Genomic DNA, 13769 nt, shown 5'->3' on the forward strand with positions numbered 1-13769 from the left:
GATCTGGCGATTTCAAGGCGCAGCAAGCGAAGTTTCTCCCAAAGTTCATCCTGATACATTTCAGGGAGAATGGAATCCTTTTCTTTTTTAATGACTATCCTGCCTTTTTCGATGGTTATTTTTGCCTTTTTTCTGACAGGAACCGGGTCTCTGCGCAATTCAAATACCTTTTCTCCTCTGATCACCGGCCTGCACACGGGAGACAATTGGAAACCACCCTTTCCCCCGATGTCCACCTTCAGCATTCCGGCAGCAACAAGTTGGCGGAGTACGGATTTCCATTCGGTTTCTGTGAGTTCCTTGCCTATGCCGAATGTGGAGACCCTGTCGTGGCCGAAATGGCGGATCTTCTCGCTGTCCTTGCCGAGCAGTACGTCAATAATGTGAAGAGATCCGAACATCTGTCCTGTCCTGTAGACGCAGGACAAGGCCTTCTGGGCAACCAGCGTTCCATCCCATGTTTCTACTCTTCCTTCGCACACATCGCAGTTCCCGCAAGGTTGGGAACGTTCTTCCCCGAAATAATTCAATAATACCTGTCTGCGGCATTTTGTGGTCTCACAGTAGCCCAGCATGGCCTCCATCTTGGTCATCTGAATCCTTTTGAATTGCTCATCTCCCTCGGAGGTTTCGAGCATCTGCCTGAGAATAATTACATCTGCCAGGCTATAGATCATCCACGCATCGGCCTTTTCGCCGTCCCGGCCGGCACGACCTGTTTCCTGGTAATAGCTCTCCAGAGTTTTCGGCAGGTTGAGATGGGCCACAAAGCGGATATCAGGTTTATCAATGCCCATGCCGAAGGCTATGGTTGCAACCATTATCACTCCGTCATCCCGAAAAAACCGCCTCTGATTTCTAAACCGTGCCTTCCGGTCAAGGCCCGCGTGATAAGGGAGGGCAGTCAGGCCTTTGTCGGATAAGAATTTCGCGATCTCCTCCACTTTCTTTCTCGTCATGCAATAAATGATGCCTGAGTCGCCTGGATGCTCGGAGTTAAGGAATTCAAGAAGCTGGAGCTTCTCTTTTTGTTTTACCTCAACCCTGTAATTGATATTGGGACGGTCAAAACTCGATATGAAATGTCGGGCCTTTTCAAGATGCAGTTTTTCAATAATCTCTTTTCTGGTAATCTCATCTGCCGTAGCGGTGAGTGCTATGCGGGGAACACGGGGAAACTCCTCGGGAAGGATACTGAGCTTAAGGTATTCCGGTCTGAAATCATGTCCCCACTGAGAAACACAATGGGCCTCGTCTATAGCAAATAGCGCAATTTTCACCTGGCCGAGGAGCCGCATAAAGCTTTCGGTAACAAGCCTCTCCGGGGCAACATACAGGAGGTCGAGTTCACCGGAAAGCATTTTCCCTTCAATCACCGATGCTTCCTGATAATTCTGCGTGGAATTGAGAAACCCCGCTCTTACGCCAAGCTGTTGGATATTGTCTACCTGATCCTGCATTAACGCGATAAGAGGAGAAATTACGATGCATATTCCGGGACGTATCATTGCAGGGATTTGATAGCAGATTGATTTGCCGCTCCCGGTGGGCATAAGAGCAAAGGCGTCTTCGCCTGATACAAGACATTGGATAGCCTCTTCCTGATGTTCACGGAACGTATCGTACCCGAAGCAGGCACGCAATACTTCTTTTGGAGATAACTCGTTGTAAAAGGGCTTCACAGGTTCAGTCATGGACAGATATTTTCCTCAAAAATTGAGATATATAGCAACTTAAATATAGCCTGAAAAGGGCTGCAAATGTCAATAAGCTGCAGCCATCGGGACTCTTAAAAATACACGCAATGCGGAAAAAAGGGGCCGGAGATAACGGCCCCTTCTGCCTCAAATATAATATGGCTTACTATAGCAACATTCTCGCGTCTACAGCAAGAACACGATCCTCAAAGGCCATAACAGGATTGAGATCTATTTCCTTAATCGCCGGCAATTCACTAACCATTTGAGAAATACGCTGAATAATTTCTATGATTTTTTCCTCATCCACTCCTTTTTCTCCCCTTACGCCTTTGAGTAAGGGCGCCGCGTTCAGAGAGGAAAGCATTTCTTTAGCTCCTGAATCTGTAACAGGAGAGAGTTTAAAGGCTACGTCCTTAAATATCTCAACATAGATGCCGCCGATACCGAACATAATCAAATGTCCAAGGCCATCCTCAGCCTTTGCGCCTATAATAAATTCCTTGCCGCCGGGGATATATTTTTGAATAAAGAATTTCAGGTCAGGGGCTTTGAATTTCTTCGCCATCTCTTTTACTGCCGATGAAACAGTCGCTGCATCTTTTAAATCTACAACCACGCCGCCTTCATCGCTCTTCCTGATGATGGACTCCGAATCAGCCTTAACCACTACGGGAAATCCTATTTCATTGGCTGCTTTTTCGGCCTCTTCAGCGTTATCTGCCATTCTCCAGTCCGCGACAGGTATACCATAGGCATTCAGTATTCCGTACACATCCGATGCGGGCAGTACTTTGCATCCGGAATTTTTTGCATTTGTAAGAATTTCCTCTGCTTTGGAGCGGTTCACATCGTCAAAATGTTTTGTTTCTTCTCTTCCACGATTGGAAATCTGACCGTACTTTGTCAATGCGATAAGCGCTCTGGCAGCCCCTCCCGGGGAGCTGTAGCAGGGAATGCCTCCGTCTTTCAGAATCCTGACAGTCTCTTTCCACTGCTTTTTGTCTGTCATGAGGTTGCAAACCATGGGCTTTCTTTGCAGTTTGTTGACTTCTACCATCTCTCTGGCAACACTTTCGTTATCTACAAAAAAAGGTGTAACAAAATTTATGTATATGCTGTCTATCCCGTCATCATCCATAAGCGCATCCAATGCAGCCCGGAAATGCCCTGCATTGGCGGTAGCGAGGACATCCACAGGATTGTGGATTGATACTTGCGGTAAGAGCTTGTCTTTCAAAAATGCTGTGGTTTTATCTGAAAGCATTGGTATTGTAAGGCCACCACCGGCGAGCACATCTGTGGCAATCACTGCCGGTCCGCCTGTATTTGTAAGGACACCTACCCGACTACCTTTCGGTACAGGCTGGGCCGCGAAGACAAATGCTGCTTCGCAAAGTTCTGTTTCATCGCGGAAACTGAGAATTCCTGTTTTTTCAAAGATAAGGTCTGTCGTAACATCACGTTTCGCGAGACCGCCGGTGTGGGAAGCAGCCGCCTTAGCGCCCTCTTCTGTTCGTCCTGCTTTCATGGCAAGGATAGGCTTCTTTGCCGCAACCTCCTGCGCAACCTCCAAAAATGCTCCTGCGCAACCTCCAAAAATGCCTTTGGTTCGCGAAGTCCCTCAAAATACAGGACAATTACTTTTGTTCCGTCATCGTTGCCATAGTATTTAATGATCTCCGGTATTGAAACATCACAGGCATTCCCGTTGGATGCGTACATCCTGGTACCTACACCCATCTCGGCAAAAGTCTGGTGAATCAATTCCGCAACACCTCCGCTTAGGGCCACAATCGAGATAGCCCCTGCATCCGGTTTTGTGAATGTAAAGTTACAGTAGGCCCTTGCTTCAGGGTCTGTATTGATGATCCCCTGACAATTCGGTCCAAATATTCTGATGCCGTTTTTTTTCGCCCTGACAATACAGTCTTCCTCAATAGCCGCACCAACAGGGCCGATTTCTGTAAAACCTCCGCTGTTGAGTATGACAAACTTAACACCCTTGCTGCCGCAGTCTTCAATGGCTTGGGGTACAGCAGGGGCGGCTATTGCCATATGCACAACATCAACATCTGTAGGGACATCGAGAATGGATTTGTATGCCTTAACACCCCAGATTTCATCTAATTTCGGGTTTATCGGGTAAATTTGTCCTTTAAAACCAAAATCCAGTAAGTTTTTGATGATTCTGTTACCGAGGTTAAGCTCCTTGCCGGAAGCGCCAACAACAGCCACTGCATTAGGTTTGAATAATGCGTCTAACATGATTTACTCTCCTTTTGTTTTGTTTTTTTATTTTATTTCCTTTATATCCATTCCAATATCCTCTTCATTTATCCGGATCACCTCTCTTCGCATAATCCTTGAACAATAATAAAAAAGGCCCTGTACGGTTAATATCCGCACAGGGCCTTGTCAAAATACAGGACTACAGGCCTATGGCGAACCTCTCCAATAGTAATAGTAGTAATAAGATTCGGTTTTGAAAGACTTATTTTTTAATGTCACAAAGAACTCCATATTAAATCCAGTGTCTCATGTCTGCTCTCCTGCTAAACAATCAAAACAGCATAAAAAAAGCCGCAGGCTTTACTGCCTGCGGCTTCCTATCGTAAAATATCCGATCAATATGCAGGCAGATTTCTCCCCTTGGTGTAATAATAATAGTAATAATAATAAACCTGCATAAATTGATTATGTTTCATTTTCCATCCAGTATATTTATTAATACATTCAATTTATTAGATTCTCTTTTCTTTGTCAAGTAAATAATCCTGTAATGCTAAAAGTTTTACATCATTAACTCAATTGTTTTTCTTGATTTATTCTTCTTCAACCTATAAATTAGAATTCATTGAGGAGATGGATTTATGCCGATATTCATAAATGTGCCCTATAATATGGTTGCCGCGAACATTAAAAGGATTGTTGAGTTTAAAATGGGCGTTGAGATATATGCAAACAATGATGTGATTGATGACTTTGACATGGGCAGTGTCCGGGAGTTAAATGGAATGCTTCAAGATAACGGCATCACCTGCACAGTCCATGCGCCTTACAAGGATTTGTGCCCTGGCGGTTTTGATAAAAAAATCAAGGCAATATCGAAGGATAAGATTAAAAAATCAGTTGAAATGGCAAATGTGCTCCATGCAAAAAATATTGTCTGCCACCCCGGCTATGATAAATGGCGTTTTGACCATAATGAGCAACAATGGCTCGACAGCAGCCTTGAAACATGGACGGAAATTTTGAAAGAAGCGGATGATGGGCTTATGGTAACCCTTGAAAACATCTTCGAAGAAACCCCTTCAACCTTTCTTGCCATCTTCCGTTATTTCAAGGATAAGAATCTCTATTTTTGCTTTGATTCAGGTCATTTCAATCTCTTTTTCACTGTATCGCTTGATGGCTGGCTGACGCCGCTTAAGGACCGCATCAGGGAAATGCACCTCCACGACAATCATGGAAGCACGGATGAGCACCTCCCAATAGGAAGAGGGACATTCCCCTTCCGTGAGTTAAAAACCTTCTTGAGACATACTAATGGAGAGATCATCTACACCGCGGAAATAGCCAGCGAGTCGCATGTTGGGGAAAGCATTAAAAACGCAAAGGAGTTTTTATCATAAATATGGCACATAGAATAGAAGTCGCATACAAAGAAGGTGTACGGGACGTTCCAGGCGATAAGCTGAAGAAAAGGATAAAAACAGACCTCGGAATAGACGTTGTCAACGCCAGCGTAGTGGACGTTTATACGATTGACACTGATCTGGATGTTGATATTGTCAAAATTCTGAAAACGGATGTCTTTGTGGACCCCGTTATCCAGGAGGGATATCTTGATGAGGCCGTGCCTGTTTCCGGCGACTGGATTATTGAGGTGGGATTCAAGCCCGGTGTTACCGACAATGTGGGCAGGACCGCAAAAGAAGTAATTGAAGCGCTTTCAGGACATAAATTCAAAGAAAACGAGGGCGTTTTTACCTCGCGCATGTATTTTTTAAAAGGGGAACTTGAAGAAAATCAAATTATAACAATCGCCGAGGGCATGCTTGCTAATACAGTCATAAACAGATACGCCTATAAAAACGCTGCCCGATATGAAAAAGACAACGGCATGGGCATATACATCCCCAAGGTCAGAGTTGAGCATGAACCCGCAGTTGAGACCTTCGATTTGTCAACAGGTATTGAAGAGATGATGAAGATAAACAGGGAAAGGACATGGGCTCTTTCCCGTGATGAACTTATTATTATTCAAAAATATTTTCTCAGAAATGAGATTATTGAAGAGCGAAAAGGCATGGGGCTTTCCGCCTCGCCTACCGATGTGGAGATGGAAGTCCTTGCCCAGACATGGTCTGAACATTGCAAACATAAAATATTTAATGCCCGGATAGAATATGAAGAAGACGGAAATGTTGAAACAATAGACAGCATTTTCAAAACATATATTATGGATTCAACGGAAATGATACGGAAACAGAAGGGTAGAAAAGACTTCTGTCTATCCGTTTTTAAAGACAATGCCGGAGTCATACGATTCAACAGAAAATATAACCTTGCCTATAAAGTGGAAACACACAATACCCCTTCAGCCCTTGACCCTTATGGCGGAGCGCTGACCGGAATAGTAGGCGTCAACAGAGACCCCTTCGGCACCGGAAAAGGAGCAAAACTCATTTTCAATACGGATATATTTTGTTTTGCTTCCCCTGATTACAAAGGCACAGTGCCTCCAAGACTCCTTCACCCCAAAAGGGTTCTCGAGGGCGTTCGTGAGGGCGTTGAACACGGCGGAAATAAAAGCGGCATACCTACAGTAAATGGTTGCCTTGTCTTTGACGAAGGTTATCTCGGCAAGCCACTTGTTTATTGCGGAACATGCGGGATAATGCCTCGTACAATAAAAGGGGAGCCCAGTTATATCAAGAAAGCGCTGAAAGGCGACGCCATCATCATGGTAGGTGGAAGAATCGGTAAAGACGGCATTCACGGCGCCACATTTTCATCGGAAGAATTGTCTGAAGCATCGCCCACAAGCGCGGTTCAGATCGGCGACCCCATTACACAGAAAAGGATGACCGATTTTCTCCTCATTGCACGGGATATGGATTTATATACTGCTATTACCGATAACGGCGCAGGCGGTCTTTCCTCTTCCATCGGTGAAATGGCAGAGGACACAAACGGATGCATTGTACATATTGACAAAGCGCCTCTCAAGTACCATGGGCTTTCCCCCTGGGAAATACTTCTCTCAGAGGCACAGGAGAGGATGACCGTTGCGGTAAATCCTGAAAAGCTTGCCACGTTTATGGAACTTTCCGAAAAGATGAATGTAGAATCTACTATACTCGGAGAGTTTACCGACACCGGTAAGTTTCATGTTCTCTATAACGGAAAAACCGTTGCTTATATAAATATGGAATTCCTCCACAAAGGCCTCCCAAAAATGACCCTGCCGGCAAAATGGGAGAGAAAAATCATTGATGAGGAGCCTGTCAGAGAACCTGAGGACTACGGCAAAACCCTGATTTCCATGCTCAAACACTGGAACATATGCAGCAAAGAGTACGTTGTGCGGCAGTATGACCACGAAGTGCAGGGAGGAAGTGTGGTCAAGCCTCTTACCGGTAAATACAACAACGGCCCCAGCGATGCGGGAGTTGTGAGACCCGACCTTGAGAGTATGGAAGGGATCGTGGCAAGTCACGGCATATGCCCTAAATACAGCAAATTCGACACTTATCATATGGTTGCCTGCGCAATCGATGAAGCGATCCGGAACAATATTGCGACAGGGGGCTCTCTGGAGAAAATGGCTCTCATCGATAATTTCTGCTGGTCAGACCCGGTTCAGACTGAAAGAAATCCTGAAGGTTCATATAAACTTGCCCAGCTTGTAAGGGCAAACAAGGCGCTCTACGATTACACAACGCTCTTCGGCACACCCTGCATATCAGGGAAAGACAGCATGAAAAACGATTACATATTCAATGAAATAAAAATTTCCATCCCTCAGACAGTGCTCATATCTGCCATTTCCGTAATCAATGATGTGAGAAAGGCTGTTACGATGGATTTCAAGAATGACGGCGATCTGATCATTGTTGTTGGGAAAACATACGCTGAAATGGGCGGCTCGGAATATCTCTCTCTTTGCGGCCGTCACGGCAATATCCCGCCCAGGGTGCGCGGGCAGGATGCAAAGAAGCTATTTAAAGCTTTAGAAAAAGCAATCAAATCCGGCATTATAAAATCCTGCCACGATATTTCCGACGGCGGAATCGCCTGCGCCCTCGCAGAAAGCTCCTTCGCGGGTGGATTTGGCGTTGAAGTCGATCTATCTTCCGTACCTGCAACAGGAATATTCAGGGACGACTTCTTGCTTTTCTCAGAGTCTCAAAGCAGATTCATCGCCTCAATCAGCGAAGATGATCTTGAGAAATTTAAAACCTTGTTTCGTAAGATAGAATTCGCAGTTATCGGGAAAGTAAGAAGCGATGAAAAGTTCCTCATACGCGGTATGAACAATAATACAATTATCGATACAGACATCAATTCTTTAAGGGACGCCTGGCAGTTACCGTTCAAAGAACAGTTTGACAATTAACATATTCGCACCCTTTTCCTTTGTTCTCGTGTACGGACAACGGCATGTTCGGGGAAGCGCATCTCTGCGCTCTTCCATACCTTGCTGTCCATCGAGACACCGGAACAAATTATATACATCCCCACGTCTTGGCGCCTCCCGGGAAGGTTTTGCACTGGATTGCGTCTGCCGGACTCTGTGAAAGGAAGATGGGAACCTTTTTTTCTGGCATACCCATGCAGGCGCGGAACTCGATCTTTTCTGGCAAGCAGGGGGACAAAACTGGGGAGTGGAATTCAAGTATGAATATGCCCCACGATTAACCAGATCTATGAGGAAGCGGTCGAAGACCTCAAGCTGGAGCGACTGTGGGTGACTTATCCGGGAAAAAAGACCTATCGCCTCGCGGAAAATGTTCAGGTGCTCCCTCTCACGGACATCCCCAACGTTTGGAACTATGGGTAAGACCCCTATTGAGAAATAATCACAAATAAAGACCTTTGCATAATTCCAACTTCTCGTCTTTTTGTGTCTTCGCAATCACTTTTTATGTTTTTTCTGTCTCATCGGGCAGCAGTTTGAGCCTCCATAATTAGCTTATTGTTCCCCTTTCTGCCCTTTTAGGGGTTCTTTTGATGTTCTTACCCTCTATTCTATCATTGCTGCCGCCTTTTTCAGGTTGAACGCCATTGCGTTTAAGAGAAACTCCATATTCCCCTTCTTGAGTCCCTTATACCTCATTCGGAAGAACTGATAACCCCTTTTCAATGTTCCTATGCTCTGTTCGACCTTATATCTTACCGAGCTTATGAGCCTGTTGATAATGCGCTGTGCAGGCGTGAGGGGTTTGTTCCGTGCAGCCTTGTGCATGATGCCGTCTATGAGCTTTTTGTCTGCAAGTATGTTTCTGTTCCCTGCACTTGCGTATCCCTTGTCGGCAAAGACAGGCGACCCTTCGGGAAAATGGGATTCATTGATGACCCTTTCAAGTTCCTTGGTATCGGCAGTGCTGGCAGGTGTGACGTGTCCTCCCAGGATAAACCCTTCTTTAGCGTCAACGGATATATGACCCTTGTATCCGTAGTAAGCCCTCTTTCCTTTTTTGATCCAGTTTGCATCGGGGTCGTCGGAGTATGTTACGACCGAGGCAGGCATCTCTGATTTTTCCTCCATGCGGTCTTCAGGCATTAACTCTGTAACCTTCCTTGGTCTGCGTGAGGACTCTACGATGGTCGCATCAACAATAGCGCCCTTTTTTACCATCAGGCCTTTAAATTCGATCTGAGAGTTTATTTCCTCCATCAGTTTTTCGTAGAGGTTAAGTTCAAGGAGATTATTCCTGAATCTGCATATGGTAGAGTAATCGGGCATTGGACTTGATATGGAAAATCCTGTAAACAGGATAAATGAGATGCGGTCTTTTATTGCTACCTCTGCTTGCGGGTCACTTAATCCGTTCCATCTCTGCAGTAATAGAAGTTTAAACATAGGTAATGCCGGATATGCCGGTCTTCCATCAGCGCTTGCAACCTTTTTATATTTTTTGTTTAAAAGGCTTTCAATATTCTTCCAGTTAATGAGCATATCGATCTTTTCTAAAAACGAGTTCGTATATCCTCTCTGTTCTATAAAATAATCGGCAAAACCTTTTGAGGTGAATTTATCTGTCATGGGGAGGTCTCCTTGGGTTTGATATTCACCATTATACCATATATATCATATAGTTACAAGACATTTAAGGTTAATTTACCGTGCAAAGGTCTTAAATAATATTATCGATATGAGAATATATCAAGGGGATTCTTAATTATGTGGTCTTAAAATGGTGTCTGTATTTTTTTGCGGCTGATTATGGATTTGCCGACACAGTGTCGGCAAATTACTGGAAGGGATCTTTGGATATTACGTTTAAAAAATGTCCGATATCCAAATATTTCATTAATAGATCCATAAGTTTACTTCACGAAGCAAGCATAGGGCTTTTTGCTTGAAGTTGAGGATTTGCAGAAAGCATGCGTGATAGTCTTTTATGCTACCTTTTAGGAGATACTGGTTTCCCCATCTTTATTCTTTGAAGGGTTTTTCGGATGCTGCCCGTTTTCCTGCGATATGGCCAAAGACCCATGCTTCCGGATAATTGGAGCCTTCCTGGTAAAGAAAGCCGAAGAATGATCCCAATTCGCCCGCAGCATAAAGTCTCGGTATGGGTTTGTCGTAGGGGTCCAGTACCTGGCCATATTTATTGTGTTTAGGTCCCCCCTGAGTATTGACAAGGGCAAGTCCCATTTCAAGGGCATAGTATGGAGGTTTTTCTATCGGTGCCATCGAATCACTGTTTCTATTGAATGCGAGGTCCTTGCCGGTAATACAATAGCTGTTGAATCTGTTGATCGTTTCTTCCAGGCCTTTAGAATCTACTTTGACCTTCCCGGCCAGATCGGCAATGGTATTTGCCTTAATGATCCATCCTTTCTCCATATCCATGTTCTTATCATTGTTCCAATCATAAATATTATGGACGTTAGCATAACCGAATTGCCCAAACCCTTCGCGTCTAATAGGTCCACCCATTTGGTAAGTTTTTTCATCAAGAATCAGATAAGCAGGCACGTTGGAGTATTCAGTGTGCTCGTGGTCGAAATAGAGGATACTCAGGGTGTTTTTCGTGTGAGGCACCGTATTTGTTTCTCTCATAAACCTCTTTCCGTATTTGTTTACGTAAATATATCCATGACCTTGCGCCAACCTTGGAGAGATTGCACCGATAGCTACCCCGAATTTTTTGCTTGGCTCCTTGGCGCAAAAGCCGGCCCATTGCAAAGAAGCCGTATGCCATAGATAAGAGCCGGCTGCCGATGCCATTTTCAGGCCATCTCCTGTATTGCCGGGGTTTCCTAAAGGGAAAATAAAATCTCTTAATCCAGGAAAATTGTAGTACCCGAACATTTCAGGGTTATTTTCGTATCCTCCGCAAGACAACACAACTCCTCTTCGAGCCTTAATATAAATCTCCTTCCCTTCGCTCTCTGCTTTGACACCCACTATATCACCCGTTTCGCAAGATTGAACAAGGCTTTGGGCAGATGTTTTGAGCATTGCTTTTATTCCCCGTTTCCTTACGAGCCCTGAGAGAAATTCAAATCCATCTTTTCCGGATGGATTAAACCTGAAAGTTGAAAGATTTGCCTTCTGCAAAGCAGGAAAAGTTGAGTGCCACTTTATAGGAGGTTTGTGTTGAGCACCGAGCTTATCGAGTAGATCATATACCCCGACCATCGCTTCCGCAAAGCCTTGGAGCATGTCTTCATCGACAGTGCCAAAAGATAGCTTCCGGTAGTAATCAATTGCTTCGGGGATGCCATTTGGAATAGCCATTGCCCCGAAGCAAACGCCGCTGTTTCCTCCAGCCATAGGCATCTTTTCAAGAATGATGATCTTGGCTCCAGCATCGTGGGCTGCTATTGCCGCATTTGCTCCTGCTGCCCCGTACCCGATAACCACGACATCTGAAATATGGTCCCATTTCGGGACCTGTTGCAGGTTTACGGTCATTGCTTCTGCGGCACCCAATCCTGCCATCCCGATAGCACCAATTCCTGCCACAGTTCTTTTGAGAAATGTTCTCCGGTTTATTTCTTTATTATCTATTATTTTATTCATTTTGCTCAACCCCCTTATAAGTAAGAGTAAAAAGCGTATAAGTCCTTCAATAATACGTATTCCACTTCACTGCTTTTAAAACAGGACGACACTATATTTACCCGTCTCAAATAGACTTTATTTACGCACTTAATCCCGGTCATTCTACCCTTTTATTTATTATTCTCCAGTGTTAATTTATTATCAATTAAAAAAGTTTCAAGCAGAACAAAATAATTGAATACCGGTAGATATCTTGTATGGTTAGCTGATAAGGATTTTGTTCGTTTCAGGAAGAAAGGAGGGGGTGGTTGGACGGAGACATAGGGGCATCGCCAATATTTCAATATCTCCCTATTGCCGATTAGAAATTCTATGCCGGATTTGTGAAAAGATCATCGCTCCCCCATCTAATGTATTTCGCCCCATGCACCTTCCTGACTTGCAAAGTTGAATTGAATATTTTATTCTCCAACTTTTCCTAAACATTTGCAAATCTTTTCTTTCCCACTATAACCGTTGTGGCCATCCCTGTGTTTTTTAGCAATACGTCAAATTCTTTCCGATTTATGATTTGCTATATACTATTTTCCCGCCTTCGGCAGGATTAAACCGTAACAGCCTTATTTTTTTAATTCTCCCGTTTTCCTTTTGTATCTTGTCTTCATGTTTCCCCTCTCAACCTGTGGTGGTTTATGTACAAACTGAGCATTATTGTCTTTTTTCTTGAGGATATAAAGCAATTCAGTTACAATTGATACAGGTAATCAGAAATGGAAAGAGAGAAATTGTTTAAGACAGTAGTGTCAGCCCTTGTAAAACATGGGATAAAGAAAATTGCTGTGTTCGGTTCTTACGCAAGAGGTGATATGACCAGTAAGAGCGATCTTGATATAATTGTACATTTTACAGGAAGAAAAAGTCTCCTTGATATCGTGAGAATTGAAAGAGAATTGTGTGAAAGCACCGGTGTAAAGATAGATCTTCAAACCGAGAAATCGTTGAGCCCCCATCTGAAGCCTTACATTGACAAAGAACTGTTGGTGCTCTATCAATGACCACAATTATTGTAGCCGTCTTTGCGTGTTTAAACATGCATCCGAAAACATCTCGCTGGAAGACTGGCTCGTTGAAATATAAATACGTCCCCAAAGTTCCTCCGCAAGTCTGAAACATTGTAAAATGAAGCGGTTAAAACTGTTTTAACCGCAGATGAAATCTCCGTAAAGTCAATCCAGATGGCACTTTGCGCGCTCTGCCTTTTAAAACCTATTTCTAAATTTCAAACGCCTATTCATACCAATATAACTATCTTTACCCCGCTAAAAAATCACTGTTAAACCTCTAAAAAATGCAGCTAAATTTTGCCGGTGGAAACTATGCGGGTCATGCATGCGGGAGACCTTTTTTTATTTTGCATCCACTGTGGATGCAAAATAATATTTCCCCGTAAACCCTTATCCTGCCTTGTTTTGTATCCTATAGGTTTAAAATAAAAAATAACTTTAATCAGTCATTATTCTTTTAAATTTGATAAACCTAAAAAGAATTGTAAAGCTGGTGGAGATATCCACAAAACATTTTTGCTGACACATTGTCAGCAAATGCCAATATTCTCGTAAAGTAAAGATGGAGGCTGTTTTACATGAAATTACATTTTAAGTAAAAAAGGTTGGGGTCAAATCTTTACGGCCTGTTGCCCAAATCCCCTTAACCTTTGCGAGGGTAGTCCAACTATTTTGCTACAATGTCCACAATAGTATACAATAAACTGGCATTTTATGCCTTCATATGATACAATAACTCATCTCAACTACAAGGAGATACAT

8 protein-coding genes are annotated in these 13769 nt (G+C 43.7%); 3 read left to right on the top strand and 5 right to left on the bottom strand.

What is annotated here, in order from left to right:
• The 3 genes from recQ to NT178_16355 form a co-directional block, all read right to left on the bottom strand.
• Positions 1–1694, bottom strand: a 1694-nt coding sequence (recQ, locus tag NT178_16345) for a DNA helicase RecQ (GenBank protein MCX5814091.1), incomplete at its 3' end; no start/stop codon positions are given.
• A 169-nt stretch (positions 1695–1863) separates the two neighbouring features.
• Positions 1864–3273, bottom strand: coding sequence for an acetate--CoA ligase family protein (locus NT178_16350; GenBank protein ID MCX5814092.1), 1410 nt, complete (start codon positions 3271–3273; stop codon positions 1864–1866).
• The gene (locus NT178_16355; protein MCX5814093.1) at positions 3225–3965 is read right to left on the bottom strand and encodes a CoA-binding protein; all 741 of its coding nucleotides are present in this window, start codon (positions 3963–3965) and stop codon (positions 3225–3227) included. The genes NT178_16350 and NT178_16355 overlap by 49 nt, the downstream gene beginning before the upstream one ends.
• Positions 3966–4570: 605 nt before the next feature.
• Between NT178_16355 and NT178_16360 the strand changes: the two genes are divergently transcribed.
• Together NT178_16360 and purL are read left to right on the top strand one after the other, a co-directional pair.
• Complete coding sequence (locus NT178_16360) at positions 4571–5332, top strand: sugar phosphate isomerase/epimerase (protein MCX5814094.1); 762 nt, start codon at positions 4571–4573, stop codon at positions 5330–5332.
• Between the two features lie 2 nt (positions 5333–5334).
• Positions 5335–8322, top strand: coding sequence for a phosphoribosylformylglycinamidine synthase subunit PurL (purL, locus tag NT178_16365; GenBank protein ID MCX5814095.1), 2988 nt, complete (start codon positions 5335–5337; stop codon positions 8320–8322).
• A gap of 627 nt (positions 8323–8949) precedes the next feature.
• On the opposite strand, the gene NT178_16370 is transcribed toward purL, so the two are convergent.
• Positions 8950–9972, bottom strand: coding sequence for an IS5 family transposase (locus NT178_16370; protein ID MCX5814096.1), 1023 nt, complete (start codon positions 9970–9972; stop codon positions 8950–8952).
• Between the two features lie 393 nt (positions 9973–10365).
• Positions 10366–11961, bottom strand: a complete 1596-nt coding sequence (locus NT178_16375) for an FAD-binding protein (protein ID MCX5814097.1) — start codon at positions 11959–11961, stop codon at positions 10366–10368.
• Between the two features lie 752 nt (positions 11962–12713).
• Between NT178_16375 and NT178_16380 the strand changes: the two genes are divergently transcribed.
• Complete coding sequence (locus NT178_16380) at positions 12714–12998, top strand: nucleotidyltransferase family protein (protein MCX5814098.1); 285 nt, start codon at positions 12714–12716, stop codon at positions 12996–12998.
• Positions 12999–13769 lie beyond the last annotated feature (771 nt).

Source organism: Pseudomonadota bacterium (assembly GCA_026388255.1).
GTDB lineage: Bacteria > Desulfobacterota > Syntrophorhabdia > Syntrophorhabdales > Syntrophorhabdaceae > JAPLKB01.